This is a genomic window from Olsenella uli (genome assembly GCF_901212655.1).
Lineage (GTDB): Bacteria > Actinomycetota > Coriobacteriia > Coriobacteriales > Atopobiaceae > Parolsenella > Parolsenella uli_A.
The window spans coordinates 103,547-130,366 of sequence record NZ_CAAKON010000041.1 but is presented as its reverse complement, the minus strand read 5'-3'; the positions used below and the strand labels follow the sequence as shown (position 1 = coordinate 130,366).

At 63.7% G+C, this 26,820-nt stretch carries 21 protein-coding genes; 4 read left to right on the top strand and 17 right to left on the bottom strand.

Annotated elements, in window-relative coordinates:
• Window positions 1–36: 36 nt before the first annotated feature.
• On the bottom strand, window positions 37–531 hold the full coding sequence (locus EFAMC2_RS07960; RefSeq protein ID WP_154028360.1) for a PTS system mannose/fructose/N-acetylgalactosamine-transporter subunit IIB: 495 nt from the start codon (window positions 529–531) through the stop codon (window positions 37–39).
• Between the two features lie 16 nt (window positions 532–547).
• Entirely contained in the window at window positions 548–976 is a 429-nt protein-coding gene (locus EFAMC2_RS07955; RefSeq protein WP_154028358.1) for a PTS sugar transporter subunit IIA, read from the bottom strand.
• Between the two features lie 320 nt (window positions 977–1,296).
• Between EFAMC2_RS07955 and deoC the strand changes: the two genes are divergently transcribed.
• From deoC to EFAMC2_RS07935, 4 genes are all read left to right on the top strand, one after another.
• The gene (gene deoC / locus EFAMC2_RS07950) at window positions 1,297–2,028 is read left to right on the top strand and encodes a deoxyribose-phosphate aldolase (RefSeq protein ID WP_154028356.1); all 732 of its coding nucleotides are present in this window, start codon (window positions 1,297–1,299) and stop codon (window positions 2,026–2,028) included.
• A 69-nt stretch (window positions 2,029–2,097) separates the two neighbouring features.
• The gene (locus EFAMC2_RS07945; protein ID WP_154028354.1) at window positions 2,098–2,991 is read left to right on the top strand and encodes an SDR family oxidoreductase; all 894 of its coding nucleotides are present in this window, start codon (window positions 2,098–2,100) and stop codon (window positions 2,989–2,991) included.
• A 275-nt stretch (window positions 2,992–3,266) separates the two neighbouring features.
• Complete coding sequence (locus tag EFAMC2_RS07940; protein WP_187325236.1) at window positions 3,267–3,521, top strand: hypothetical protein; 255 nt, start codon at window positions 3,267–3,269, stop codon at window positions 3,519–3,521.
• A gap of 109 nt (window positions 3,522–3,630) precedes the next feature.
• Window positions 3,631–4,047: a C-GCAxxG-C-C family protein gene (locus EFAMC2_RS07935; RefSeq protein ID WP_154028348.1), complete on the top strand. Its 417-nt coding sequence runs from the start codon at window positions 3,631–3,633 to the stop codon at window positions 4,045–4,047.
• Between the two features lie 452 nt (window positions 4,048–4,499).
• On the opposite strand, the gene EFAMC2_RS07930 is transcribed toward EFAMC2_RS07935, so the two are convergent.
• The 15 genes from EFAMC2_RS07930 to EFAMC2_RS07860 form a co-directional block, all read right to left on the bottom strand.
• Window positions 4,500–5,804 carry an Nramp family divalent metal transporter gene (locus tag EFAMC2_RS07930; RefSeq protein WP_154028346.1) on the bottom strand — a complete coding sequence of 435 codons (1,305 nt, stop codon included), beginning with the start codon at window positions 5,802–5,804 and terminating at the stop codon, window positions 4,500–4,502.
• An 81-nt stretch (window positions 5,805–5,885) separates the two neighbouring features.
• A complete protein-coding gene (locus tag EFAMC2_RS07925) occupies window positions 5,886–7,727 on the bottom strand; it encodes a magnesium transporter (protein ID WP_154028344.1) in 1,842 nt (613 codons plus the stop codon).
• A 551-nt stretch (window positions 7,728–8,278) separates the two neighbouring features.
• Window positions 8,279–8,434, bottom strand: a complete 156-nt coding sequence (locus EFAMC2_RS07920) for a hypothetical protein (protein ID WP_187325235.1) — start codon at window positions 8,432–8,434, stop codon at window positions 8,279–8,281.
• A gap of 124 nt (window positions 8,435–8,558) precedes the next feature.
• A complete protein-coding gene (locus EFAMC2_RS07915; RefSeq protein WP_222838566.1) occupies window positions 8,559–8,981 on the bottom strand; it encodes a DUF4234 domain-containing protein in 423 nt (140 codons plus the stop codon).
• A gap of 96 nt (window positions 8,982–9,077) precedes the next feature.
• Window positions 9,078–10,493 (bottom strand): DUF4013 domain-containing protein, encoded by a 1,416-nt coding sequence (locus EFAMC2_RS07910; RefSeq protein ID WP_187325234.1) that lies wholly within the window; start codon window positions 10,491–10,493, stop codon window positions 9,078–9,080.
• A 493-nt stretch (window positions 10,494–10,986) separates the two neighbouring features.
• Window positions 10,987–15,252 carry a hypothetical protein gene (locus EFAMC2_RS07905; RefSeq protein WP_154028342.1) on the bottom strand — a complete coding sequence of 1,422 codons (4,266 nt, stop codon included), beginning with the start codon at window positions 15,250–15,252 and terminating at the stop codon, window positions 10,987–10,989.
• A 12-nt stretch (window positions 15,253–15,264) separates the two neighbouring features.
• Window positions 15,265–16,008, bottom strand: coding sequence for a hypothetical protein (locus EFAMC2_RS07900; RefSeq protein ID WP_154028340.1), 744 nt, complete (start codon window positions 16,006–16,008; stop codon window positions 15,265–15,267).
• Between the two features lie 15 nt (window positions 16,009–16,023).
• Window positions 16,024–17,820: a serine/threonine protein kinase gene (locus EFAMC2_RS07895; protein WP_154028339.1), complete on the bottom strand. Its 1,797-nt coding sequence runs from the start codon at window positions 17,818–17,820 to the stop codon at window positions 16,024–16,026.
• Window positions 17,820–18,707: a PP2C family protein-serine/threonine phosphatase gene (locus tag EFAMC2_RS07890; protein ID WP_187325233.1), complete on the bottom strand. Its 888-nt coding sequence runs from the start codon at window positions 18,705–18,707 to the stop codon at window positions 17,820–17,822. The genes EFAMC2_RS07895 and EFAMC2_RS07890 overlap by 1 nt, the downstream gene beginning before the upstream one ends.
• Before the next feature lie 288 nt (window positions 18,708–18,995).
• Window positions 18,996–20,825 carry a polysaccharide deacetylase family protein gene (locus EFAMC2_RS07885; RefSeq protein WP_154028335.1) on the bottom strand — a complete coding sequence of 610 codons (1,830 nt, stop codon included), beginning with the start codon at window positions 20,823–20,825 and terminating at the stop codon, window positions 18,996–18,998.
• Between the two features lie 201 nt (window positions 20,826–21,026).
• Entirely contained in the window at window positions 21,027–22,028 is a 1,002-nt protein-coding gene (locus EFAMC2_RS07880; protein WP_261980197.1) for a PRC-barrel domain containing protein, read from the bottom strand.
• Between the two features lie 158 nt (window positions 22,029–22,186).
• Window positions 22,187–22,639 (bottom strand): YtxH domain-containing protein, encoded by a 453-nt coding sequence (locus tag EFAMC2_RS07875; RefSeq protein WP_154028331.1) that lies wholly within the window; start codon window positions 22,637–22,639, stop codon window positions 22,187–22,189.
• 211 nt (window positions 22,640–22,850) lie between these two features.
• Window positions 22,851–23,381: a cyanophycin synthetase family protein gene (locus EFAMC2_RS07870; protein ID WP_154028329.1), complete on the bottom strand. Its 531-nt coding sequence runs from the start codon at window positions 23,379–23,381 to the stop codon at window positions 22,851–22,853.
• A gap of 8 nt (window positions 23,382–23,389) precedes the next feature.
• Window positions 23,390–24,838 (bottom strand): hemolysin family protein, encoded by a 1,449-nt coding sequence (locus EFAMC2_RS07865; protein ID WP_154028327.1) that lies wholly within the window; start codon window positions 24,836–24,838, stop codon window positions 23,390–23,392.
• Between the two features lie 228 nt (window positions 24,839–25,066).
• Window positions 25,067–26,248, bottom strand: coding sequence for a DUF362 domain-containing protein (locus tag EFAMC2_RS07860; protein ID WP_154028325.1), 1,182 nt, complete (start codon window positions 26,246–26,248; stop codon window positions 25,067–25,069).
• Window positions 26,249–26,820: the final 572 nt, after the last annotated feature.

The following is a 26,820-nucleotide window of genomic DNA, read 5'->3' as shown; positions in this document are numbered from 1 at the left end:
ACGGTCGGACCACTCCGGCCGACTGCACCCAACTTGCTAAGCCGATTCGTACTTCGCCTTGTAATCAGCCCAGGTCTTCACACCGTCCTCGGGCGTCATCTGAAACTGCAGCTTCACACCCTGGGATTCGAGATAGTCGAAAGCCGAAACATCCTCGTCCGTTATGCAAACAGCGTGTCCGAGGTTTTTTGTGCCCTCGCGCGTGCCACTAAGATTGCCGACATTCAGGACGTCGCCGAAGTCTCCGCCTTTGCGCTTGAGATTTGCGAACTCTTCCACAGAATCGGAAATAATAAAGAAGCTCTTTGGGGAGGACTTGGCCTTCTCGAGTGCGGCAACCCCCTGCTCAACTGTGTAAATCCCCAGTTTAAGAGCGCCCGCAGCAGCCTTAAGAACCTTCTTGCGCAGTTCGTCAGCCGCCACCTTGTCGCTAATTACAAGGATTGCGTTGCACGGACGGCTTGCGGCCCATCGAGTAACCGTCTGACCGTGGATAACACGATCGTCAATCCTAGCGAGCGTGATTGCCATCTTTCTCTCCCTTTCGCTAAAACAAATCGTCTTCTTCATCCGAGCTTTCTTCGGGCAAATCGCTACCGATAACGCCAGCAGAACCCGCGGTTAACGCTGTCTCATACACCTGGTTAAGCTCACCGCCCGACATTGCGAGAATCCCCGCCTCAATGAGCATCGGAAGGTTAAGGCCGGCGGCAAGACGAATATGCTCGGGATTTTCAAGGAAATGCAGGTAGCTCTCGTTGTAGGGAGTTCCACCCTTAAGATCGGCGATGATAAGAACATCTCCCTTCTCGAGAAGGGATTTGAGAGCCTCATCAAGAGCCACACGAAACGCTTCAACCCCACCATCGTTAGTAAGACTCACGGCGTGGACGTTCTCGGCCGTCGGCGCAAACATGTGAAACGCATCATTAACGCCAATGCAGAGCTGCCCATGAGATACAAGCAGGATGTTCATACCGTTCCTCTCACTGTTTCACTTCTTGTGACTTATTGAGGTGGCTGAATAGCCTATTCAGACCATATCTTCGCTCTTGTACCTAACATATTTTTTATTTGGCTATATGTCAGTTACTAGTGGGCATCCTATCCGCTTTTTCTTCATAGGTCTAGACGCCTTTTTCACAAGTTTCCCGTATTTCCTTGAGCGGTATATATACGCCAGCCGGCGGTCGAACAAATCTGCAGACCTGAAATGATTACATATTTGCACTTCCGTATTGAGAACTATCATGAGGCTATGTTGTGGAGGGCAAACACGGATGATAGGAGCCCCATATGACCAGACGCTATACCCTCGATTACCTCGCCAGACTCATTGACCACACCAATCTGCACCCAGACGCCACCGAAGCAGACATGGAGAAGCTCTGCGACGAGGCGAGGCGCTACCACTTCAAGATGGTGGCCATCAACTCCGGCCAGAGCGCCCGCTGCGCTGCGCTGCTCGCAGGAACGGACATACACGTGGGTGCTGCCATCTCGTTCCCGCTCGGGCAGACTAGCATCGCGGCTAAGGTCTTCGAGACGCAGGACGCCATTGCCAACGGCGCCACGGAGATTGACTACGTCGTGAACCTCACCGAGGTCAAAGCCGGTAATTGGGACTACGTGACCGACGAGATGCGCCAGGTCGTGGCCGTCTGCCGCGAGGCCAGCGAGGACCGCGAAGAGGCCATCCCCTGCAAGGTCATTTTCGAGAACTGCCTGCTCACGGAGGACGAGAAGCTGGGGCTGTGCCGCGTGGCGAGCGAGGTCAAGCCGGACTACGTCAAGACCTCCACGGGCTTCTCCACCGGCGGCGCCACCGTCGCCGACGTTAAGCTCATGCGCGAGCACGTGCCGGCCGAGGTGCAGGTCAAGGCAGCCGGCGGCATCCGCGACGCCGACACCTTCCTCGACATGGTGCGGGCCGGCGCAACGAGGATCGGCTGCAGCGCCGGCATTCCCATCATCGAGGAGCTTCGCCGCCGCTTCGAGGAGCGGGGGATCGACTCCATCGAGCTGTAAGCTGCTGGCGGGGCGCGGGCATTTCTCGCGCCCCGCATCGCTCTATCCGGACATCACAGAGGAGTCAATATGCGCGTTGCGATCACGGGGGCAGGCGGGTACCTTGCCAGTCTCATCCAAATCTACAACGGAGACTCGTTCGAGTTCGTCCCCATCAGCCGCCGCGACGTCGATTACCTCAAGCCAGAAAGCGTTGAGACATACGTCCGCGATCTCGACTTCGACCTCATGCTCCACATGGCCGCCAACGCTACGACAGCAGACTGCGAGAACGATCCGGAGAGAACGCACCTCGTTAGCTGCGACTCCGCCATCGCCATCGCCCGCGCCTGCCAGGACCTCGGCCGACGTATGATCTTCATCTCGACCGAGCAGCTGTATAACGGCAAAACCGTCCCGGGCCCCTTTAACGAGGGGACCGAGCCTTCATGCGTGACCGCCTACGGCCAGCAGAAGCTTGAGGTTGATACGTGGTTGCGGGCAAACGCAAGCAACTATGTCACACTGCGCCTTTCCTGGATGTTTGGCCTGGCGATGCCGGGGGTTCACCCCTCGCCGGGAATTCTCGGCAACGTACTCAAGGCACTCCGCACCAAGACGCCAACAAAGTTCACGGTGAACGAAAAGCGCTGCATGACGTATGCGCAGCACCTCGCGGAACAGTTTGGTGCCATTTGCGAGCTACCGAGCGGCACCTACCACTTCGCCAGCAGCAACGGCACGAGCGAGAGGGACGGCCTTTCCACCTATGAAGCGGCAAGGCTCATCGGCGAAAAGCTTGTGGAGAGCGGTATCGCACGGAGGGAGGACGTCGAGGCCTATATCCTCCCCAATCCCGACCGCTACGCGGATCGCTTCCGCGATTTTAGGCTAGACTCCTCCGCAATTCAGTCACAAGGGATCGAGCTCGGCACCCTCGAGTCCGACATCGAGCGCTGCCTGTCCGACTTCGGCTGGTACTAGGCTTCTGCCGACTGCCACCCCAGCCAACATCCGGCCCGCTAGCACCCCTGCGCCTGCAGCACGCCATTGATGACCTGCGCCAGCATCATGATCCCGAACAGGTCGACGTTGGGCACGAGCACCACCGCGGCGGAGAGCAGCGTGATTGCCGTCGTCATGCCGCGATACGCCGTGTTCGAGGCATCCGCGGCGAGGCCATCCCCTGCAAGGTCATCTTCGAGAACTGCCCGCTCACCGAGGACGGGAAGCTGGGGCTGTGCCGCACGGCGAGCGAGGTGAGGTCGGACTACGTCAAGACCTCGACGGGCTTCTCCACCGGCGGCGCCACCGTGGCCGACGTGCGCCTCATGCGCGAGCACGTGCCGACCGAGGTGCAGGTCAAGGCCGCCGGCGGCATCCGCGACGCCGACACCTTCCTCGACATGGCGCGGGCCGGCGCCACGCGCATCGGCTGCAGCGCCGGCATTCCCATCATCGAGGAGCTTCGCCGTCGCTTCGAGACAGGGGGCATCGACACCATCGAGCTGTAGGATGAAAGGCGCCCGGCGGAGACCGGACGAGCCAGTACGACAGCGTCACCGTTGCCGTACCGGACGGCACATTCCCGTCGGGATCGGGTCTTACAGCGAGAGGAATCAGATGGAATCACGCGTCGAGGCGGCACACGAGCGGCATCGGGCTGGGTACAACTGCGCGCAGGCTGTTGCTTGCACCTATGCCGACCTGTTTAGCATGAGCGAGCAGGACGTATTCCGTGCCACGGAGGGCTTTGGCTTGGGCATGGGCGGCATGGAAGGCACCTGTGGCGCGCTCACGGGTGCCTGCTTCCTTGTGGGTCTGGCCAATAGTGACGGCAACATGGACCACCCAGGCACCAAAGGCAGCACCTACAAGATTTCGCGCCAAATCCTCGAGCGGTTCCACGAGATGAATGGCTCCACGCAATGCCGGGAGCTCAAGGGTGTCGGCACCGACCATGGCCCCCTGCGCCCCTGCCCCGGATGTGTGGAGGATGCCTGCAAACTGGTGGAGGAGATCTTGCTCGCCGATGAGTAGCTACCGAGCCAAGGCGGCGGCCCTAAGCGCCGGAGAGCTCAGCGGCCGCCCCCCCCCCCCGCAATCGTCTCCAGCAGATCTGGACTCAAGGCGGAGGACCCAATGCGTAGGCCTTAATCCGGAGAGTTCAAAGCCGAGGGCTCAAGGGCGGGGCTCAAGGGCGGGGCTCAATATGACGGCCCCGGGCGGCAACGCCCGGGGCCGCTCGTGAGTCCCTTGTTTAATTTTTACGATTGTGTAGTTACTTTTCGGGGATGTCCATGTATACCCCTTTGGAAACCCGCAGGTAAACGAAGCGCGCCCTTACACCACTACTCAACAGACCCCGAAAACCCGCTTCACAGTCGTAATAATTAAACAAGGGACATCTCCGCCGAAGACCGGGAGCCGTCACTAGCATCCCAGCGCCCGCAGCACGAAACCGTAAAAGGGCGAGCCATAATCCGCGCCCGCTAGTACCCCAGCGCCTGCAGCACGAACATCACCGCAGTCAGCACGACCACCACAACCACGATGAACCAAGTAAGCACCGTCCACGCGTGCGAGTTGGCGTAGGCGCCCATCACGTGCTTGTCGTCAGCGATGCGCACCATGAACACGAGCAGCACCGGCAGCAGCACGCCATTGATGACCTGCGCCAGCATCATGATCCCGAACAGGTCGACGTTGGGCACGAGCACCACCGCGGCGGAGAGCAGCGTGATTGTCGTCGTCATGCCGCGATACACCGGCGCCTCGGCCCAGCTCTTGTCCTGGCCGCGCTCCCAGCCAAAGGCCTCGCACACCGCGCTAGACGTGATGCCCGGCAGCACGCAGGCGGCAAGGAAGCTCGCGCCCACGAGGCCCGCGCCAAACAAAACCTCGGCATACTGGCCGGCCAGCGGAGACAGCGCCCGCGCCGCATCCTCGGCCGAATTGACCTCGATGCCCGCCGGATGCAGCACGCTGCCCGTGCACACCACAATGAAGAACGCGATCAGCTGTGCCACCACGGCGCCGCTCACGGTATCGATTCGCTGGTATGGTAGGTCGTCCACGTCGCAGTTCTTCTCAACCACGTTGCCCTGGCCCATAAAGATCATGTACGGCGAGATGGTGGTGCCGATGTTGGCCACCAGCAAGCTCACGTAGGCAGGGCTGATGTTGACGTGCGGCAAGAACGTGTCGCCCAGGACCTCGCCCCAGTTGGGCCCCACGAGGAAGCTCGCGGCAACGTACGTCACAAACACGCACGCAATGGCCAGCAGCACCTTCTCGATGCGCTTGTACGAGCCGCTCATACCCAGCAGCCACACGGCAATACCTGCGATGGGCACGCTCACGATCGTAGGCACGCCAAAGAGCTGCATGCCAGACGCAATGCCCGCGAACTCAGAAAGCGTCACAGTGGTGTTGCTCACGATGAGCGCCAGCATCGCGAAGGCACTCTTGCGCACGCCAAACTGCTCGCGAATGAGCGCCGCAAAGCCCTTGCCCGTCACGCACCCCATGCGAGCTGCGGTTTCCTGTACCACGATGAGCAGGAAGCACATCACCGGAATGCTCCACAGTTGTCCGTACCCAAAGACGGCGCCGGCGTTGGAGAACGTGGCCACGCCACCGGCATCCATGCCGGCAAGGGCCGTGAGCAGGCCGGGGCCCATGGCGCCAAGCACCGCGGCGGCTCGAAGGGCGGTCTTGGGGCGCGGCCCCACGGTGGCGTCGGCTCCCACGGCGTGGACGCCGTGCAGGTTCTTCCAGGTCTTGAGACTCCTCATGCCCGATCACCGTCCCCGCGAGCAGCGGCGGCAAAGCGGCAGGCAGACATCACGTGCATCATCTTCACCACGCGCGCCTCCCTAGCCCATGACCGGCATGGCCAGCACGCCGGCAACCGCAATGAACACCGCCAGCGCCACGAACAGGGCAACGCCATGGAGTACCAGGCCGCTCGTGTCCTTGCCCGCGTCGTCGCGGCGGCGCAGCACCACCAGGTAGGCGGGCGCGGTCACAAAGCTCGCGAGCACGGCCACCGCCACGGCCTCAAAGCCGCGAAGCAGCTGGAACACGATGGCGCCGAAGCCCTCAGTGGCCGTGTTGATCACGCCGTTGGCGCCCAGCACCACGAGCAGCACAATGGCCGCCCACAGCACGCCCAGCGCGATGCCCTTCACGGCAAAGCCGCCCAGGCTCGGAGCGTCGTCATCGTCCTCGTCGTACTCGAGGAAGAAGCTCGTGACGTAATGGACCATCTCGTCGGCAACGAGCAGTGCCACCGGCGCGGCAAACGAGACCGCAAGGCCGTCGTATGGCCCCAGCAGCAGGGCCAGCGCAACCGCGCCCACCACCCAGAAGAAGAACCACATCTGGTGGCGCACGAAGCGCACGAGCTCGCCGGAGTTGGCGTCAGAGCCGGCATCGCCCGAGCTTCCACCTGCAATCTGCAGGTCTTCCTCGTGCTCCTCCTCAAGAACATCGAGTGCGTCGTCAACCGTGACGATGCCGAGGATCTTGCCGGTCTTCTCGTCCACAACGGGCATGGCCAGCAAGTTGTACTTGGCGATGTCCTCGGCCACGTCCTCCTGGTCGTCGTCCGGCTTGGCGGAGATAACCTCGTCATCGCCGGCGAGCTTGCCGAGCGTCTCGTCCGGGCTGGAGACGAACAGGCGACGCACGGAGCAGACGCCGGCGAGCTTGCCCGCCTCGTCCGTGACGTACACGTAGTTGACCGGCTCAAAGTCCTCGGGCAGCTCGCGCATGCGGGCCGCCACGTCGGCCACCGTGGCCTCGCGCGGCACGGCAACAAACTCAGAGGTCATAATTCGACCAGCCGTGTCGTCCTTGTAACCCAGCAGCTGACGAACGGCGCGCTGTTCCTTGATGCCCATGAGCGAGAGGAGCTTCTCGGCCTTCTCATAGTCCAGCTCGCCCACCAGCTCGGCGGCGTCATCCGGGTCCATCTCGGACAGCATGCGCGACGCGTCGACGTCGTTCATGTCGCCCATGATCTTGGTGGCCATCTCGTCATCGTCGAGCTCGGCCATGGCTTCGGCGGCCTGGGCGTCGTCGAGCTGGGCAAACACCTGGCCGCGCAGGCGTGGGTCGAGCTGCTCGATGATGTCCGCGACGTCGGCCGGGTGCAGGTCGTCGAGCGTCTGGTGAGAGACCGAGAGCTTCACGTTGGAGAGGTCGCGGTCGATGAGGTCCATGTAGTTCCACGCGATGATCTTCTCGGGCATCTCGTGGCCGAACATGTGCCCAATGCGCAGGGCGAGCTTCTCGAAGCTGGGCGAGAGGGCGCGCAGGATGCCACGCATGCCCACCTCGGCGCCAAGCAGGCGCAGCTGAGAGGAGCTCGTGTCAGAGAGCTTGAGGTCGTTCACGCGTACGACGCGCATGCCGCGCGTGTCGACGATTTGCTTGTTGAGCAGGTCTCGCGCGATGAGGACCTCGTTGGGCTGCAGGTAGGAGAAGCGAATGTCCGTAGCTGGGACGGCGAGGCGGACCTCGTTGTCGTCGAACGTCTCGACGTACTTGCGCCAGCTGATCATGAACGGCGTCTTGCCCGGGCCACGGAAGGCCAGGGACGTAACGCGCGGAAAGACCTCGCGCGTGGCGATGCCAAGGTCGTTGACCACGCCGATCTTCTCGCCGTTGGCATCAAGCACGGGATTGCCCAGCATCTGGGACAGATAAATCATTCGCATTCCCCTTCATCGAGCGTGTGGTTGGGGACAGGCCCTTTTGCAAGTTTCCTGAAACTAGGAGACCTTCCCGTAGCTCAGAAACAGCGCGCTAGTATCCAGCGCGCAAAAAGGAGAGCTCAGCCACCAGGCGGCCCGCCCGAGGGCACGCCGCTCACACAGACTTTTCGGACACCCCGCACGGCGTGCCCGAGGAACACGTCACGCAGGGTCATCGACACACAGGTCGAGGTTTCATCAATGACCCTTCTCTTTGCCTACAGAACGGCCGGGCGTGAGCCGGCACAAAGACGCGCGCCCAGCGGACGCGCGCCAAACGAAGGTATTGTACACACGCGGGCGCCCGGGAGCGTCACGTCGTTCTCATGTGCACGTAAAGAATGCGCGAGGCCCGCTCCGCACGCAGCTGGAGTAGGCCTCGCGGCAATGGCTGTATGTGCGAGTGACACCGGGTTACGCGTCGGCGTCGAGTCTCACGACCGCACGCGGCTCCATTCCAGCGGCGCGCCAGCAGCGAACAAAGCCCAAACGCGACGCCTGTCGACCGCCTACTCCTTCAGGAACAGCGAGCCGGCGACAGTGGCGGCGGAGCCCAGGCGCGACATGTCCGCGACCTTGCCAATCCACGGCATCGACAGCCAGCCCTGCAGCATGAAGACCACCGCGGGCACGGCGCACAGGGTGAGCACGAGAGTGGCGCGCAAGCGCGTTGGCGTCGCCAAGGCCGTAACGAAATGACTCGGCCCAGACCCTCAGCTCACCGAATCAGAGACCAAGCCAGAAGGGTTGCTCGAGGTGGATGATGTCGGCCGGAACGACGCGGGCACGTCACCGCGCAAGCATGCCAGCGTCTGTCGAAGATTGCCGGCCGCTCATGCATTCGCAGTCCGTAAGAACCTTCCACTGGAAATAGAGGCCGTAGATACCACAGGTGACGATGGTCAGCAGGATGTACATGACCAACGAACGGTCCGTCTGCGCGGGCACCGTGAACTGCTGCTGAAAGGCGGCATTCTGCTGGGACGCAGGCTGTTGATACGAGGGCGCCTGCTGGTAGGCGCCGGGTTGCTGGTAGCCCGCGCCCGGCTGGGGCGCGGGCCGGGGAGCACCCGTCCCAGAGGATGCAGGAGAGCTTGCGGGTGCAGCGGTGCCAGACTGGTCACTGGGGGCAACGACACCCCGACCATGGCCGTCGAGCCTTGCACCACAAACAGGGCAGAACTTGGCGCCGTCGATGACGGGGAACCGCAATCAGGACAGAACATGGTTCCCCTTCTCTTGTCGTAGTACGACATGACACGCCGCGCAGGGCGGCGCTACGCAAGACTCACGCGTTAATGACGAGGCCTAGTTGTTGGCCCCATTCGTCCACTCGGGTGCGTAGCGAGCCGCCCAGTAGCCGATAGCACGATTATTGAGCATCACGAGGAAGGCATAGGCACAGGCAATGCCAACCGCCGTCAGTGCCACGGCGATGAGGATGAAGATAAACGCGATGCGGTACATGGCGGCAGCCATGGCGCCAAAGATGGCCCACACGAGCAGGACCGCGATTGTGGTCGCAGCGGCGACGATCAACGAGGGCAGGACGCTCGCGCAGAAGAGCTTGCCAAGGTCGCGCTTGTAGGCGTTCCAAATCTCCTTGAGCTCAAAGCCGGACTCGACCCGGTTCTTCACCGCAAGGTGCATGACGGAGACATCGGAGAACATGCCAAAGAAGATGGAGAGCACGAAGCTGGCAAGCCAGGCAAGGAAGATGATGAGGACGACGCCACCAGCCGCGGCCGAGGCAGAGCTGGCATAGCTGTGGTAGGCGCTGCTTCCATACAGGCTCGCATACGAGCTCTGCCTAGCAAGTCCCATGCCAAGGCCCGCGATTCCGCCAATCGCAAAGAACTGGACGATGAGGCCGGGGATGAACGAGAGCAGCGACCAGAATACGCTCAGGGCACTGGCAAAGAAGCCAAGCGAGAACCGCTTTGTGGTCCACGGCTTCTCGGCGCCGTCAAAGGACCTGCCGTGGGCGAGGCTACGACCCCACTCGATGGCGAAGCCCGTGACGCAGACGCCCATGATGGCAGCGACGACCCAACCAACGACCGGGACGATGGCGATGAGGCCGGGGATGAGGGCAATCTGCATCACGCGAGCAAGCATACCGGGGGTGTGCATCAGGTCATCGAAGGCCTGGGCGAGGCAACCCTTGGCTGCTTGGGGCGCCGGGGCCGAGGGCATGGGCGGCTGCGGGGCCGTCCGCTGCTGGTTGGGCTGCTGGGCGTAGGCCCACTGCTGATTGGACGCCTGCTGGGCCGCGCCGGGCTGCTGCGCCGTAGCTCCGGCGCTCTGCGACTGGCCAGCGCCCGGCTGCTGCGCCGTAGCTCCGGCGCTCTGCGACTGGCCAGCGCCCGGCTGCTGCCACTGACCCTGCTGCGCATCGCCCTGGGGCGGCACCTGCGCCGCGTGCTGCATGAACGGAACCTGACCCGGCTGGTACGCAGGCTGGGCAGGTGGCGTCACCTGCGTCTGGCCGGCAGCCGGAACCTTCTGCGTGGGCTGGCCGACCTCATCCGTCGAGGCCGCGACATAAGCGCCGATGGCGGGCTCAACCGGCGCCGAATTCCCAGACACTGCCGCGGTCGTCGCGTCGGCAGCCGACGCGACGGGGGCCTCGGGCTTGGCGCCCCGGGCCCACAGGTCCGTGCCGCACTTGGGGCAGAATCGGCCCCCCTCGTCGATCTGCGCTCCACATTCAGGACAGAACATATGCTCCCCCTCTCTCCGGCAATGCCGGAGGCTTCCTTCCGGCGCACAACACGTGCGCTTAGGTGGCTCAATACTGACAGTCATACGCCGCAATACCCGCACGGACCCCATTTTTGCGAACTCTTAGCCCTCCTCAACCGGCGAGTCGCCCCACCCGATGCCTGCCGTCTACTTTGACTCATTTTCCTGACAAATCGGCACCCCTCCCGCTTGGGCTGTCCCAAACCAAAGGCCCGGCGGACCATCCCACTTGTTGGGAAAATGAGTCAAAGGGGATGGCAAGGTGACTCGTAGGCTAACTTATTATTGTTGGAGAAATGAGTCAAAGTAGACGGCAGACTGCTGGCAAGGTGACTCATTGGGAGGTCAGCTGGCCAGCTGGCTGGCCGCAATGGGCGGCTTACCCGCTGCTTCTGCGCCGAGCGCGCGGGCGCCGGCTGCTTGGCAGACATCGCAGACGAGGTAACGCCGACCGCCGGCGCGGAGCCAAAGCTCACTTGTCCGTGTCGGATCCTCTGCGTGCCGTGCGCCGCGCCACGAGCAGCACGCCGCCGCCGATGGCGGCAGCCAGCGCAATGAGCGACGCCACGAACAGCTGCGTGTTGGTGAGCCAGAGCGTCAGCGGGTCGGTGGTCACAAGCACGTTGGTGGCCTTGATCTCGTCGGAGGCATTGCCGGCGGCGTCGTACACCACCACGGAAACCTCCTGCGGCGTGGCGCTGTCGTTGAGGTCGATCTCGTGCGTGCCGCTTGCGACCAGCTGGTTCGCGTTGAGCTCGGCGTAGGTCGTGCCGTTCACCTTGATGACGGCATGGTCGAGCTTGATGTTGTCCTCAAAGTTCACGAGCGCCTTGTGCGTGGCCTCCGCGTAGCGCCCGCCGCTGGAGAGGTCCACGAAGCTCGCGAGGGGCTTCGTGCCATCAACGGCAAAGGTCACCTCGGCTGTGGACTCTCCGTCGACGCCCCTACCCATGCCCGTGTTCTCAGAAGAGTTGCCGGCCACGTCCTTGGAATGGAACAGCAGGCGATAGGTGCCGTCCTGCTTGTTGAAGTTATCGCTCTTCACCTGGTAGGTGTACTCGTACCACCCGGAGCTGGAGTCCACGCTCGCGGTGTAGTTCTCATCCTTGTTGAGGGTCACGTTCTCCGTGTCGCGCGTGAGCTCCACCGCGGTCTGCGTCTCGATGAGACCCGAGGGGTTGATCTCGGTAACCATCACGTCCGAGACGGCGTCGGGCTGCAGGTACTCGTCGACCATCTTGTTCGTGTCATCGGAGAGCACGTAGGTGGAGCCAAATCGGTTGATGGACCACGAGACGGCCTGCGACTCAACGTTGCCCGCAAGGTCCACCGCCTGCACCGTGAGGGTGTAGACACCGTCGTGCCCCTTGGTGGCAGACGGGTTCGCGTAGGCAACGGACATGTCCGTCTGTGACCTGGAGGGCTCCGTCGTGTAGGGATTCTCGTCATCGGCGTCCATGGGGTGGCTCACCTTGGTGACCTGAATCGTAGACTCCTCGGCAAGGTTCGTGTCATGGACGGTGGCGGAGGGGGCCATGTCGCCCGAGTACGCCTGACGGTTCTCCACCCCGTCAATCTTGAGCTGGGGCTTGATGGTATCCACCACAAACTCCGGGCTCGCATAGGGGGTCATCCTGTTGGTGGCGAGGTCCTGACCGGAGATGGAGAGCGTGTAGATGCCCTGACCTGGGAAGGTCACGCGCGCCGTATGGAAGTCGCCGTTCGTGGTCCAGCCGGAGATGATGGTCTGGCCCACGTCGGTGCCGTTGCCGGAGTTGGCCGTGGTGAAGATGCGCACCATGTCGGGCAAGAAGTTCTTCTCGGTGACGGAGATTGTTGCGGTACGGGCAGCCTTGTAGTACTTGCCGTTGTGCACGTCGTTGTTGTCGAAGGCCACCTGCATGGCGGGCGCCGTCTTGTCGATGACGAACGAGTCGCCGTCGAGTGTGGCCTCACGGTCGATGAGATCGTAGAAGTGCACGTCGCGCAGCTCGTAGTCGCCGTCCTCGCTGAGGGTGACGGTAATGCTCCAGTTGTCACCGCCCACGTTGGTCCAGCCATCGTCCGTAACGTCAACGGTCTTGAAGACCTGACCATCGCGCATGATGGTGGCCACGGTGGAGCTCTTGAGCGTGCTGGCGTACTGCTGCTCGTCCGCGAAGTACTTGAAGCTCACGGTGAGCGTGAGAGTGCGATTCGCGTTGAAGTAGCGGCCGTTAAAGACCGTATTGTTGCTCCAGCTCTTGGTGAGCGTGGGGCGCGTGGCCATGGAGACGAGCGTCAAAACGTCGGCGGGAATGTTGGAATCCCCCTTGTTGAAATCCTTCTGGTTGCCCGCGTTGTCCGTGACGCGCACCTTGATGCTGTTGGCATCGACCTTCTGGTCGCCCCCGATGTTGAAGCCATAGAGCGTGAGGCTGTCGCCGAGCGGCGTCGGATTCATCTGACCGCGAGAGAGGGAGCGACCGCTGTACTCGGCAGACACGGAGTCATCGTAGACGCCCGAGTTGACGTCGCTCGGCACAAAGGTGACATCGAAGCCCTCGGCGCCCAGATTGGTGCCGTACTTCTTATCGTTTTTGCCATCCACGCTGAGCGTCTTGAGCGTCGGCATGACGGAGTCGTACATGAAGCGCACGCCCGTCACGGTTCTGATGACGCCGTCATCGCCCTTGATGAAGATCTTGCTGTCCTGGCTCTGGGCGCCGGCGGCGCTATGCGACGGCGCAAGTGACCGCCCCGCCCCGTCAAACGTGCCCTCATCCAGCTGAATCGTGCCGGCAGCATTGTCCGCCGCCTTGGCGATGACGCCCGAGCCGTCGAACTTCAGCTCCGGCTCACGCGTGCCGTTGAGCCAAAGGCTGTCGCGGTTGTCCGCCGTGACCTTGACCTCGCCCGAGCCGGTGCCCGCGAGGCCATTGCCCATGATGTAGAGCTGGCCCGCCTCGGGGTCGTCCTTCCAGTCGCGGCTGTCGGCGGCCTTCACCGTAATGGCGCCCGGCTTGCCCACAACCTCAAAGTCCGCATCGGCGTTGGGGTCGTGCTCAGTGTAGGTGAGCAGGTCGTTCTTCACGATGTCCACGCCGGTGGTCACGCCGGCGAGGTACTGCTCCTTGGCATCGTCGTCCATGAAGTCAACGGAGCCGTAGAAGCTCTCGAGCGAGCTGCCCGCCGCAGTGGCCCGCTCGTTGATGAACGAGTTAAGCCTATCGCGGATGGCGGATGCCTGGTCTGCCGGCATCTTGTACGGAAGGTCCGTGAGCTGGAGGGTCGAGAGGTCAATCTTCTTGCGCTCGACGTCCGGCAGGGAGACCGTGGTGGTGCCGGCAGAGCCGCCCACCTGGTCGCCATTGGGATACTGCCAGGTAATCGTGAGGGTATGCCTGTCGCCGTCTTTGGTGTGGCGCCCGGGCTTCACGTTCACCTTGTAGACGGAGGCGCCATTGTCGCCAGCAGACTCGCTCACGGAGTCGCCCACCGTGTAGTTGTCTGGGCTGTCGGTGGTGACGGTGCCCTTGAGTCCCGCCCTATCCAGCACGGCAACCTCGTAGTCCTTGCCGTCGTCGCCATAGGTGAGTGGACCGTCGATGGTGGCGGTGGTGGGGATGCTCAGGTCCGCCCAATAGTCCACGGCAGAGACGGCGCCGCTCGTGAGCGTCACGAGCGCGTCCTGCCCGGAGGCGGGACCAAGCTTGTCCTTGGCGTCCTGGCAGTGCTGCTTCTTGGCCTCGTCCTTCTGCTTGGGATACGTGCTCTTCTCCGTCGTGGGAGCGACAGCGATGGCGGCCGTAGTAGCGGCGTCGGTCGCGGCGGCGTCGGTCGCGGCGGCGTCGGTGGGGGCACCCGTGGTGGCCGCGTCTGCCGAAGGCGCGGTGGCCCAGGGCCATCTGGTGCTCGGCGTGGAGGCCTTTTCCTGCAGCTGGTAGCTATAGGAGAACTGGTACTTGTACGAGACGCCCTTCACCTTGAGGGTGAGCTTCACGTCCTTGACATCGCTTCCGGCAGATACCATGAAGCCACCATCGTCATTCTTGGTCACCTTGATGGCCTGGTTGGGCGAGGTGAGCTCCGCATCCACGCCCGCCACCTTGCCTGTGACCTCAAAGACGCCCTTGTCGTCCTTCTCGAGCTTGAGGGAGTCCTTCACGAGCTCCCTGCTGGCGTCGAGCTTGAGCTGGGTCCTGAGATCCTTGTCGCCAGAGTCGGTGAGCTCGGAATCCTGCACCTGCTCGCCGCGCAACAGCCTGAGCATGAGGGCCAGCTTGGCATCGACCGCCGAGGTGACGGCGCTCTGGTCCTGGGCCTTGCCCGCCGCACCCGTGGTAGCGGCAGAGGCCGTCGCTGCCGTGCCGTAGCCGCCCTGGGCAGACGAGGACGACGCGGGGCCAGAGGATGACGCCCCAGCATCGGGCACCGTGCCCGTGCCGTTGTAGGTAAGGGCCTTCTTCACCTCGTCGGTATTGCCCACAAGTTCGCGGATCCTGTCCGCGCTGATCTTGAGGGAGCCGTCCGCCTGAGGGTGCGTGTCGAAGGTGATGCTCGCAGCGTCCGAAAAGTTCCAGCCCACGTTTACCGAGGCATTGTTGACCGCGGCGGCCGGCTTGGCATCCTGCTCCTCGGCGATGGCCACCGCCTCGGCAAACGGGAGCATGGGCATGCTGGAGACGGCGAGCACCGCCGTCATGAACAGCGCGAGCGGACGCCGCGCGCAGCTGGAAAACATCGTGTACCTGCGCATTCTCTGACCCCCTCACCCTCGACCGCGTGCCCCCTGCACGTGAGCGACTACCACATCCTGCTTAAGAGTAAAGCGGAAATCGACCCCTTCATGCTGCGCAACTTTTTGGGCGATTGCGTGATTTTGCTCAGTTTCAGGCTTTGTACCTGCGGGTTCTCCACCCGCGCTCTCGTCAGTAGGCGCCCCAAGAGATTCCGTCTGACGCTCCGAGTCCCCCTCGTCGGAGGCCAGCGCGGCGGTTGGGCGCTCGGCCTCATCCTCGGCCACGGCTCCAGCACCCTCGGACTCATCCGCGAGCTGCTCGGATTTCTCGTCGCCCGCCGAGACCTCGGCATCGGCCTCTTCAGCCTCGTCCGCCTCGCTCGCTTGCGGCTTCTCGGTGGCGGCGCGGGCCATCTGCTCCAGCAGCGCCACGACGCTGGTGGGGCAGTCGTCCGAGGACATGTCGGCGCCCACCACGGTGGTGGGGGCGTCGTTGGCGGCGCCAGACACCACGGCGCGCATGGCCGGGCCAGACGGTGCGGTAGCGCAGGCAGTCGGCAACGCCGTGGCGCGGCCGTGCACCTCGCCGTAGCGGGCACGAGACGCCGGGTGCAGCCTGCGGCTGCGCTCGGGCCTGGCACCGTGGCGCCGGCCACGCAGGAATCGGATGGCGTCCGCCACGTTCAGACGCACGAACACCACGGCAGAGGCCACCAGCAGGGTTGCCCCCGCCACGAAGGCGACGATCGCAACGAGCGTAAACGCGCGTTCCATGGCTCCGTCCTCTTCCTAGTTCTGTCCGTCGGCCGTGGCGGGCGCGATTGCGCTCGAGTTCTGACCCACCAGCGCGTTCGAGTAGACCGCCGTGATCTTGCGCCGCGCCTCGTTCTCAAGACGCGAGAGCGTGTTCTGCCGGCGCTGTTCGGCGTCGGAGTCCTTGGGGCGCATGCCCGTCAGCCCGTCGCAAAACGCCTGGTAGAGCGTCTGTGCCTCGTCCTTGGTAACCCCCGTGTCCATGAACTTGTCCATGTAGGTCTCGATGCCGTTGGTGACGAGCGCGTAGCTATCCAGGCGGATGGTCTCGTTGGACTCGCCATCTGCCAGCTGGGCCAGACTCATGAGGTTGTCCCAGTACTGGCGATACATCTCGTCGCTGTCGTCGTCGGTCTTCACCGCCGTGGCGATGTTGGTCGTGAACGACGCGACGCCGTCGTAGATCTTGGCCTTCTCCACCTTGTCGAAGTTGGCGTCTGCGACGGCCGCCTTGAAGTGGTCTGCCGAGGCCTTGACGCGCGTGGCGCGGTTGCTGTCCACGTCTCCGCTTGACTCGCCGTAGTCGTAGAAGTACCAGTACAGGCGGCCAATCTCATACTCCAGCTCGGCATAGCGCCTCGAGCCCCTGAGCTCGCCGATGTTCTTCTGGTACGCGTCGTTGAACTGCGACGCCTCCTCGGTGGTGAACTTGTTGTCCACCTTGTAGCACTCGATGAGGCCCTCGTAGGCATCGACGTTCGCCGGGCGGTAGGCGATGGCGCCCAGGTAGGCCTGCTCGGCCCGTGCGGTGTCGGAGTGCACGAGGCCCGCGGCGGTGGTCATCTGGTTGTCGAAGTTGTGCGAGATGGAGAGCTCGCGCGCACCCAGGCAGCCAAAGCCCAGGCCCAGGCACAGGACTCCCGCGATGGCCGTGGCCGCGAAAGCCCGCACCTTCTTGGCCCGCCTCTCGCGGTACTCGCGCGTGAGCTCGTCATATATCTCCAGATCGGCGGCAAGTTCCTCGGTACTCTGGTAGCGCCGGCCGCGGTCGAGCTGGCAGCACTTGGGGATGATGACCTCGGCAAAGCCCTCGCTGACATTGGGGTTCTTGGTTCGCACGTCTGGCAGCGGAAACTCAACGGGAGGCGCCTGGCCGGCGAGCAGGTGCCACATCGTGGCGCCGATGCCGTAGATGTCTGTTCGGGCATCCGTCTGGGCCTTGCCGTACTGCTCGGGCGCGGCATAGCCCGTGGTGCCAAAGGCGATCGTGTCCCTGCGCGCCTTGTCGCGGCACTCGCGCGCCACGCCAAAGTCGATGAGCTTCACGTAGCCGTCTGGGTGCAGCATGATATTCGTCGGCTTCATGTCTCGGTAGATCACCGGCGGGTTCTGCCTGTGGAGATATGCCAGGGCATCACAAACCTGCAGCATCCAGTGCTGCACGTCCTCCTCCGCCTGCAGGCCCTCGTGCCGTACCACCTGGTCGAGCGGCTCGCCCTCCACATGGTCCATGACCACGTAGATGAAGTCTGGCGTCTCCACCGTGTCCACGATACGCACGATGTTGGGGTGGTCGAACCTGGCGAGGAGGTTGGCCTCCCTGGCAAGCGACTGCTCCATGGGCCGGCCGGTGGGGTCGCAGGCGTTGCGATCCACCTCCTTGATGGCCCACTGCTTGTTGGCAAGGTCCAGGTCCATGGCCAGGTACACGCGACTCATTCCGCCGCGGCCAATAAGCTGCAGCACCTGGTACTTACCCTTGATAACGTCGCCCACCTTCACGCGCCGGGCATCGATGGACGAGGCCTTCCTCGGAGCTATCTTCTTGGTCATCAGCGCGTACCCTCCTTCTGGGCGCGCAACACCACGGCCGTGATGTTATCCGCTTCCTTGCGGTCCATGACGAGCTGGGCGGCGTCCTTGAGCGCCTCGGTTACGCTGCCCTTCGGGAAGCCGTCGGCCTCCTCGGCCTCGAGCTCCTTGAGCTCGGCCTTGGCAAAGCCGGGACGCGTGCGCTCGGCCTCCCACGCCGCCTCGTCAAGCACGGCGGGACCCAGGCGGCGCTGCAGCTCGCCCTCCGTGAGCACGTGACGGAAGCCGTCCGAGCACAGCAGGTACGTAGACCCGGGCCTCACCGCGCCGTGGTAGAACGCGGGCACAACCTCCTTCGTGGAGCCGAGGCACTGCAGCAAGACGTTGCGGCGGGGATGCACGAGCGCCTCCTCGGGCGTCATCCTTCCGGCATCCACCTCGCGCTTCACGAAGGTCTGGTCCTCCGTGATCTGCCTGGGGACGTCGGCGTCAATCTCGTAGGCGCGTGTGTCGCCCACGTGAGCCACCGTGTAGCGGCCGCCCACCAACAGCATCGCCGTGAGCGTGGTGCCCATGTTCATGTGGGCCGCCATGCTGCGGCGGATGAGGTCCATATTCATGTCTCGGATAAGGCCCGCCCACTGGCCGTCCACAAGGCGCTCAAAGCCCGCGTCCGAGAATCCCATGGTCTCCAGCGCATCCGGAAGCTTGTGGTCGAACCAGTATGAAAGCATGCGGATGACCTCGGCCGATGCCAGCTCGCCGTGGTCGAGACCTCCCATGCCGTCGGCAACGGCCACAAGGGCAACGTCTCCGAGCTCGGTTGTGGCGACCTTGATGGCAAAGCTGTCCTGGTTGGAATCGCGCGTGGTACCCACGCACGAGTAGCCGGCGGCTTCGAACAGCATGGCTAGCCCCTCTCCGGAATTGCCTCGAACACGGAGCTGGCGCCGCTCATGCGCACGGCGCCGCTCGCCCGTGCGCCCGCTCGGGCCTCGTGGCTCCGCATGTGCTCCAGATGGTAGCCACATCCTCGGTGCACATAGGTTCTCGCCCAAACAAGGTGTTATGGTGCGCATCTTTTCTGCGCAAGCACCCGTTTATCTTGCCGGCGGGTTTCCTTGGCGCCGGCGGCGGCGCGGTGGTGCGCGCTGGCGGGGCCTTCCGGGTGGGACCAAGCAATATCGGCTAAAAGCCTACTTGCTCGACGTCGTTGCCGCAGTGGTTGTCGTCGAAGACGAGCTCGTCTCGTCCTTCTGCACAATCTGCGTGGGCCACACGGAGTCGTCTGGCATCTGCGCGTCGCCGTTCGCGATGTCCTCGGGAATCGTGTTGTCAGACTTCATGAGCTCCGTCACGGTCACAAACTCATAGCCCTGCCCCTGCAGGTCCTGGATGATGCGCGGCAGGGCCTCGACGTCCTGGTCGCGGTTGCCGCCACCGTCGTGCATGAGGATGATGCTGCCAGACGTAACGCTCTTCTCAGAGTTCTTCACAATGACGTCCACGCCTGGGCGCTTCCAGTCCAGCGAATCCTGGTTCCACAGCACCGACACGCTGGCGAGGCCGCCGGAGTTCAGCCACGTGCTCTCCTTGAAGTCGCCGTACGGCGGGCGGAAGGCCGTGGTGTCAACCCCGGTCTTCTCCTTGATCATGGAGAAGGCGTTCGAGAACTCGCTCTGCAGCGCCGATGCGTCCAGCTTGGAAAGCTGCTGGTGCTGATAGGTGTGGCTCATGACCTCGCTGCCCTGGTCCACGATCTTCTTGGCCAAGTCCGGATACTCCTCGATGCTCTGCCCAAGGTTGAAGAACGTGGCGTGGATGCCGTACCGGTTGAGGATGTCCAGGTAGGCCTCCGTGTACTTCTCCGCCGGGCCGTCATCGAACGTGAGCGCCACGAGCTTGCGACCGTCCGTGGGCTTGATCTGGTGGATGCTCACCACGGCGTTCTGCGTCTCCTGCAGGGTGTCGCCGCGGGCCGTCTCGCCAGACTGCTTGCCAGTGCGCATCTCATACTTGCCGGCCTTGGGCCACTGGGAGATGTAGCTCAGGTTTCCCCAGGCATCACCGCCCATCTCGAGCTGCGGCTGGTCGTCCACCACCTGCACGTCATAGTCCTCGGTGCGGTCACGGCCGTCCTCGATGGAGAGGTCGTCGCCGTCGGCCACGCGATAGGCGGCCGTGCCCGCGCCGTCCAGCTCGTTGCCACCGAGCTTGGCGATGTAGGGATAGCCCGCGCCATCCTGCAGCTTGTTGCCCGAGACCGAGATGAGGTTGCCGGCGGTGGGCGCAAGACCCTTCTCCTGAATGACCTGGTCGATGGTGGTGCCCACACGCATGCTCGTAGAGCTGCCGTTAAGTGTGATGGTGACGGTGCGGTTGGTCCACATGAGGATGCCCACGATGACGATGGCAGCCACCACGCAGATGCCGATGATCGCGGTGGTCACACCTGTGTCACGCCTGCGGGAGCCACCGTCGAGCGCGGGACGCACGGGCTGCGTCGACACGCCGCCCAGGCCGCCGCCCATCTGTGGCAGAGGCAGGCCTGCGCCGCGCGGGCTGCGGGGCTTGGAGCCGCCACGGGCAAGCGGGCGCCTCACGGGGTGCTCGAGGGTCGAATCCGGACGATAGGCGGTATCGCGGCGGGAGCGATAGGTGCCCGCGCGCTCACGGCCCTCCCCATAGGCATCGCTGCGAGGACGTTCGCTCGAGGAGCGTCGCGGCGCATCAAACTGCTCGGAACGCTCGACCGCCGCCCGACGGCGACGCATCTGCTCCGGTCGCTCGCGGTAGTCGCGCCCCTGATGGACCGCGCGCGGGGTGGGCCGCAGGGAGCTCGCGTCGAAGGACTCGCTGCGCACGGCATCCTGGCCGTACGGGGCCTCGCGACGACGATGCGCCACAGGATGGGCCGGCGCGCGGTGGCCGTTCGCCATGGGCCTGTTCGCCGGGGTGTACGAGTCTCGATAGCTGTAGCGGTCGTTCCCGGAATTGGGAGCGTAGCGGTTGTCGTTCCGAGCCATCTCAATCCATTCGTTTCTGCTGCGAGACGAGCGGCGCGCCACGGCACCGCAGGTCAGCGTGGTGTGTTTGAGGTACGTTCTTGCAGGCGGAGGTTGGGGTCCTGGCGTGGGCGCGGAAGCCAGCCGGCCCAGGTTCCGGCCAGCCGAGCAGGTCCGAACGCTCTCCGGCGCCGCAGGAGCCTTCGCTCGCGCCGGGTGACCCTACTTGCTCGCGTCCTTGAACTCGCTCAGGAAGCTGGAGAACATGCCCTTGGTCTTACCGAGCTGCTCTCCTACCGCCCTCGCGGCCTTCTGCCCATTATCGGCAACGGAACCCTTGGTCGCCACCTTGTTTCTGCCAGTGGAGGATTTCTTTGCGGAGCTTCCACCGCGGGCTGCGGGGGAGCCTCCAGCCGAAGGCTTCCCGGACGCCACGCCCTTACGGGCGCCGTCGGACTTCCCAGGCACGGCCGCCGTGGCCGCCGAAGCCTTATCGTTACCCGCGCCCTCATTGAAGTCCGACGCCATCCGCCGCGCGCCCTGGCGAGCCTTGCCAATCATGCGCCCAAGCCCGTGGCTGCCCTTGTCCACGGCGACGGTGGCCGCCGCGCCTGCCTTCTCGGCCGCCTTCTTGGCGCCCTCCTTCGCGGCCGCGTAGCCCTCGCCGGCCTTGCCGGCCAACCCACCAGATGGCTGCAACGTTGCGGCTTCGTCGCGCACGATCATCTTGCCGGCGCTATAGCGCACCACCCAAGCCGCGGGAATCTCAAAGTTGCCCACGATGGCCGTGGCGGTTGCACCCTCCTGCGCGCAGAAGCAGTCCACGTCACCCGCGGCCTCGGAGAACCGCGCGTCCAGCACATGGCCAAGGGGCTTGCCAGACTGCGTCACCACGTCACAACCGCCCCAAATGATGCACTGGTCCAGGTCAATGTCCATGCGCCTGCACGCAGGGACATCGAAGCTCTCCTCGCCGCGCACGCAAACGAGCCCACCCTCGTGCAGCTCGATGGAGTCGAGCGCGAGGAACCGGTCCTCCTGCTTGATCATGCCCGCGATGTCCGGGCGCTTCACCATGAGCCCCACCACGCGACGACTATCCGGAGAGAAGACCAGGCAATGCACCTTGCCGAGCTTCTTGGGCTCGGGTCGCACACCCTTCTTCTCATCCTTGCGCGACGGCTTGCGCGGAACGTAGACGCGCATCCTTGTCAGTTGGTCCATCGTGAGCATTCAGCGCACGCCCCTTCATGCCAGGCTCCGGGGCGCCACGAGGTCGTGGTGAGACCCGCCCGACGCCCTTGATTGCCGGCCTTCATAGCGACGGGGCGCCTGCGGTTTCCCGCCGGCGCCCCAAGTCACTTCATGTACTTGCGGCCGAGCTAGGCCTCCGTGGCCTCGTCCCCGGACTTCTCGCCCTCAACAGTCTCGACGCGCACATCGGCGGCCTCGGTGCTCGGGGCCTGCGGCACGGCGGCGCCAACCTTGTCGGCAACGGCGCTCATGGCGTCGTTTACGGAGTTGGAGGCAGCCGTCACGTTCTCGGAGAGCGTATTGCGCAGCTGGTCCATGCGCTCGCGCGCGAGGTCGATCTTGGCACGCAGCTCATCGGTGGTGGCATCCACGGCGGGACGGACGTTATTGAGGCGGTCGGCAACGACGCTGCCGCCCTTCTCGTAGGCGTCAGCGGCGGCGTCCCACGCGTCGTTCATGGCGTCGGCGGCCATGGCGCGGCTCTCGGCGCCCGAACGCGGAGCCAGCAGGATGCCGGCAGCAGCTCCCACGGCGGCACCGAAGACACTACCGAGAACGAACCCAATTCCACCCTTGCTCATAGCAGCCTCCTTGTGGCGGCGCCGCAAGATGCGGCGCGTCGTTTCCTGCTTGCGTTGCACGCGATTATACCCGCGGGGCCCTACGTCTCACGGGTATGGCATAGCCTATTCCGTGGCCGCAAAAACAGTCGGCACCAACCATGTGCGCCGGCCCAGGCAGCTGACCCGCATCGCATGGTCCCAACAACCCAGAGATTCGACTGCGACGCGCCTACTGCGCGACTTCCGCCGCATGCTCGTCGCGCTTCTCCTCGGCCTTAGCCACCTCATCCGCGTGGTTCACGAGCTCACGAATGCCGGAGACAATGGCATCCACGTCCGGCTTGGGGTCGGCGCCGCCGGAGTAGGCCCACTGGAGAATCCATGCCGCACTCGAGAGCGCTGAGGCCACCAGCACGTCGTCCGGACAGGCGAGCTGGATGTCGAACGTTCGCGGCTCGCCAACCACGTCCCAAGTACGGCCGCACGAGATGTCGCCTGCGAGGCCGGTGCGCGCCATGAGCTCGATGGCCACGTGCTCAAGCAGGTGGGCCACCTCGGTGGCTCCCATGGCGTCCTTGAACGTGGTGCCAGCGTCGCCCAGGCATGTGTGGTCGCAAATCTCGGGCAGGAGGCGATAGACGTGGGTGGTGCCCACGAGGTCCTGGTCCGTCGTGAGCGGCCCGCCGTTGGCAATGCGCACACGCGCCGTAAAGTGCCTTGGCGCAACCGCCACCTTCTCGATTTCAATGAGCTGAGCCATGCGCACTCCTAGCCCTTCGTGGTTTCCGTATCAGCCATGGTATCCGATGCCTGGCCCTTCTCGCGCGAGCGGCCCTCATCGGCATCCCCATGGCGACGCTGGCGGCGGTGCCCGCCCGCGGCCGCCCCGTCATGGCCGTCCTCGTCCTCATTCTCCGCGGCCTTAGCGGCCTCGGGCTCGGGCGCGGTCACACGCAGCAGCGCGATGCGGCGGCCGCGCACGGACTGCACGCGGAAGCGATAGCCCTCCACGTCAAAGACCTCGCCCGGCTCGGGCACGGAGTCCGCGAGCTCAAGGATGAAGCCAGCCACGGTCTCGTACTCGTCGGAGTCCTCGATGGGCCAGCCAAGGTCGATGGCATCATCGATTGAGAAGCGGCCGTCCACCAGCCACTCGCGCTCGGAGAGGCGCGTGAGGTACTTGTTATCCGGGTCGAACTCGTCCTCGATCTCGCCCACGACCTCCTCCACGATGTCCTCAATCGTGATGATGCCGGCCGTACCGCCGTACTCGTCCACCACGATGGCCATCTGGTCGTGACTGCTCTGCATCTCGGAGAGCAGCGGGATGATGTCCTTGGTGTCGGGCACGAAGATGGGCTCGCGCACGTAGCGGCGCACGGGCACGTCGGAGGCGCCCTTGTCGACGATGGGGCCCAGCAGATCCTTGATGTGTGCCACGCCCACGATGCGGTCGACGTCCTCGTGATAGACGGGAATGCGCGAGAAGCCCGTGCGGCGCATGAGGCCCAGCACCTCGCCCAGGGTCTCGGTATCCTCCACCGCAGTCATGTCCACGCGCGGCACCATGACCTCGCGCGCCACGGCGTCACCCAGGTCGAAGATCTCGTGGATCATCGACTTTTCCTTGTCGGAGAGGCCGTCCGCGTCGGTGACCATGTAACGAATCTCTTCCTCGGAAGCCTCCTGACGGTCGTCGGCGCTCTTGATGCCCAAGAGCTTGGAGAGGCCCTCGGCGGAGGCGCTCGTGAGCCAGACCAGCGGCTTTACGACGCGCGAGAAGCCGGACAGAAAGCTGGCGACGGACTTGGAGACGCCCTCGGCGTTGGAGAGCGCGATGCGCTTGGGCACCAGCTCGCCGCAGACGATGGAGACATAGGACACGATGATGGTGACCACGGAGGGAGCAATGGCGTAGCTCAGGCCATCGGGGGCACCAAGCGACACGGCCCAAGAGGCCAGCGGGTCGGACAGGGTGCTGGAGGCGACCATCGCAGAGAAGAAGCCAACGAGCGTGATGGCAACCTGGATCGCCGCGAGGAACTGGCCCGAGTCGCTCGAGAGCTCGAGGGCAACCTTGGCCTTCTTGTCTCCCCCCTCGGCGTCATGCTCGAGAACGGCGCGTTTCGCGGCCACGAGGGCGGCCTCGCTCATGGAGAAGTAGCCATTGGCCAGGGTGAGCAGGAACGTGAGAACGATACTTAGCAAGACATCCATGCGCACGCCTCCTTGTGCTCGACAGGACGGCAGTGCGTAAGGTTCAGGTCACAGGTGCAACTGTGACAGTCCCCAGAGTCTTTCTTTGCGTTCATGTTCTCCTCGTTTAACGGAGTGTCGCGGCACCCATGTGCCGCGATACACGTAATGGTCAGTATACGGCAACGGCGCGGGGAGCTGCTCCCCACGCCGCTGAACAGCTGCCCTATGTCACGGCGCGGAATCGGCCTACACGCGAACGAGCTCGTACTCGTGGCTGCCCAGGCCAATCTTCTCCGCATGGTCGATGCAGCTCTTCCAGTCCGTGTCGGGGTGGGTCACGTAGAAGTGGTCGTGCGCGTGCTCCTCATCCAGCTCGCCGGCCGCCTCGAGCTTGTCGCGCATCTCCGTGAGCTCGGTGTTGGGCAGGGCGGGCTGGGCCAGCACGGCGTCGATGCAGGCCTGATCGATGGCCACCGGGTCAAAGCTCGCGAACATGCCGATGTCCCCAACGATGGGAGCGTCGTTCTCGTTGTGGCAGTCGCAATTGGGGCTCACATCGATGGCCAGCGAGATGTGGAAGCTCGGGCGGCCATCCACCACGGCCTTCGTGTACTCGGCGATCTTGTAGTTGAGCACCTCGACAGCATGGTCGTAGCCGGGCTTGATGGCATCCTGGTTGCATGCGGCGATGCAGCGCCCACAGCCCACGCAGCGATTGTGGTCGATGTTCGCAACGTGCACGATGCGCTTGCGCCCGTCCACCCCGATGTGCTCGCCTTCCTCGTCAAAGCTGAAGGCGTCGTGGGCGCAGATCTTGGAGCACTGGCGGCAGCCTATGCACTTGGTCACGTCGACGCTTGGCTTGCCGGCAGCGTGCTGCTCCATCTTGCCGGCGCGGCTGCCGCCACCCATGCCCAGGTTCTTCATGCAGCCGCCAAAGCCCGCCTGCTCGTGGCCCTTGAAGTGGGTGAGGCTAATCACGATGTCTGCGTCCATGAGGGCACGGCCGATCTTGGCGTTCTTGACGTACTCGCCACCCACGACGGGCACCTCAACCTCATCGAGACCCTTGAGACCGTCGGCGATGATGGTGTGGCAACCAGTCTGGAACGGATTGAAGCCATTGGCGTACGCGCTGTCCAGGTGGTCCAGGGCGTTCTTGCGACCGCCCACGTAGAGCGTGTTGCAGTCCGTGATGAAGGGCCTGCCGCCCAGCTCGCGCACAAGGTCAACGATGACGCGGGCGTAGTTGGGGCGCAGGTAGGAGAGGTTCCCGGGCTCGCCAAGGTGCATCTTGATGGCCACGTACTTGTTCTCGAAATCGATTTGCTCGATACCCGCCTTGCGCACAAGCTTGTCGAGCTTCTTGGGAAGATTGGTCTTGCCGTGTGTTCTCAAATCGCTGAAGTAGACCTTCGACGTAGCCATGTATACCTCTATTCTTTGTTAGCTGGGCATCCGCAAATGGCATTTCCGCAGATAAATGACGTCTATCACCTGGTGCTTATACTTAGCTGACACTGCGTTGCTAATTCAGTATACGACAATCAGACGCACGATTAACTTATTGTGCGTGCTCGACCCAAGCACCAGCCCGACCTGTGCCTCGTCCCGTCTCACCGCATCTGCCCCGCCTCACAAGAGCCCCTTGTATTATTTTTACGAGTGTGAAGCGGGTTTTCCTGGTTGGCCATATATGAGCTTTGTAAAGGGGCAGGTAGATGAGTCGTGTTTTTGTCCCAATACTCGAGGAACCCCAAAAAGTAGCTTCACACTCGTAAAAATTAAACAAGAGACTCTGGAGAAAGCCTTCTGAGAGGCCCAAACGCCCGGCTTGACCTGTCAGCGCATTAGCCACGGCTCTGCAGATGGCCCAGATTTTCGCTTATCCCACGGCTCCCTCACGCGCTCAGCTTCTCTCAGTCCCTGCGCGCCACTCGATGCTGCTTGTCCGCGATTTCGTTCGGCCGTTATCGTCAGCATCAAGCAGACACACAAGT

What these genes read in the sequence shown, in the direction of transcription:
- EFAMC2_RS07960 (WP_154028360.1), bottom strand. Translation starts at nt 531, where the DNA reads ATGGCAATCACGCTCGCTAGGATTGACGATCGTGTTATCCACGGTCAG.
- EFAMC2_RS07955 (WP_154028358.1), bottom strand. Translation starts at nt 976, where the DNA reads ATGAACATCCTGCTTGTATCTCATGGGCAGCTCTGCATTGGCGTTAAT.
- deoC (WP_154028356.1), top strand. Translation starts at nt 1,297, where the DNA reads ATGACCAGACGCTATACCCTCGATTACCTCGCCAGACTCATTGACCAC.
- EFAMC2_RS07945 (WP_154028354.1), top strand. Translation starts at nt 2,098, where the DNA reads ATGCGCGTTGCGATCACGGGGGCAGGCGGGTACCTTGCCAGTCTCATC.
- EFAMC2_RS07935 (WP_154028348.1), top strand. Translation starts at nt 3,631, where the DNA reads ATGGAATCACGCGTCGAGGCGGCACACGAGCGGCATCGGGCTGGGTAC.
- EFAMC2_RS07930 (WP_154028346.1), bottom strand. Translation starts at nt 5,804, where the DNA reads ATGAGGAGTCTCAAGACCTGGAAGAACCTGCACGGCGTCCACGCCGTG.
- EFAMC2_RS07925 (WP_154028344.1), bottom strand. Translation starts at nt 7,727, where the DNA reads ATGATTTATCTGTCCCAGATGCTGGGCAATCCCGTGCTTGATGCCAAC.
- EFAMC2_RS07910 (WP_187325234.1), bottom strand. Translation starts at nt 10,493, where the DNA reads ATGTTCTGTCCTGAATGTGGAGCGCAGATCGACGAGGGGGGCCGATTC.
- EFAMC2_RS07905 (WP_154028342.1), bottom strand. Translation starts at nt 15,252, where the DNA reads ATGCGCAGGTACACGATGTTTTCCAGCTGCGCGCGGCGTCCGCTCGCG.
- EFAMC2_RS07900 (WP_154028340.1), bottom strand. Translation starts at nt 16,008, where the DNA reads ATGGAACGCGCGTTTACGCTCGTTGCGATCGTCGCCTTCGTGGCGGGG.
- EFAMC2_RS07895 (WP_154028339.1), bottom strand. Translation starts at nt 17,820, where the DNA reads ATGACCAAGAAGATAGCTCCGAGGAAGGCCTCGTCCATCGATGCCCGG.
- EFAMC2_RS07890 (WP_187325233.1), bottom strand. Translation starts at nt 18,707, where the DNA reads ATGCTGTTCGAAGCCGCCGGCTACTCGTGCGTGGGTACCACGCGCGAT.
- EFAMC2_RS07885 (WP_154028335.1), bottom strand. Translation starts at nt 20,825, where the DNA reads ATGGCTCGGAACGACAACCGCTACGCTCCCAATTCCGGGAACGACCGC.
- EFAMC2_RS07880 (WP_261980197.1), bottom strand. Translation starts at nt 22,028, where the DNA reads ATGGACCAACTGACAAGGATGCGCGTCTACGTTCCGCGCAAGCCGTCG.
- EFAMC2_RS07875 (WP_154028331.1), bottom strand. Translation starts at nt 22,639, where the DNA reads ATGAGCAAGGGTGGAATTGGGTTCGTTCTCGGTAGTGTCTTCGGTGCC.
- EFAMC2_RS07870 (WP_154028329.1), bottom strand. Translation starts at nt 23,381, where the DNA reads ATGGCTCAGCTCATTGAAATCGAGAAGGTGGCGGTTGCGCCAAGGCAC.
- EFAMC2_RS07865 (WP_154028327.1), bottom strand. Translation starts at nt 24,838, where the DNA reads ATGGATGTCTTGCTAAGTATCGTTCTCACGTTCCTGCTCACCCTGGCC.
- EFAMC2_RS07860 (WP_154028325.1), bottom strand. Translation starts at nt 26,248, where the DNA reads ATGGCTACGTCGAAGGTCTACTTCAGCGATTTGAGAACACACGGCAAG.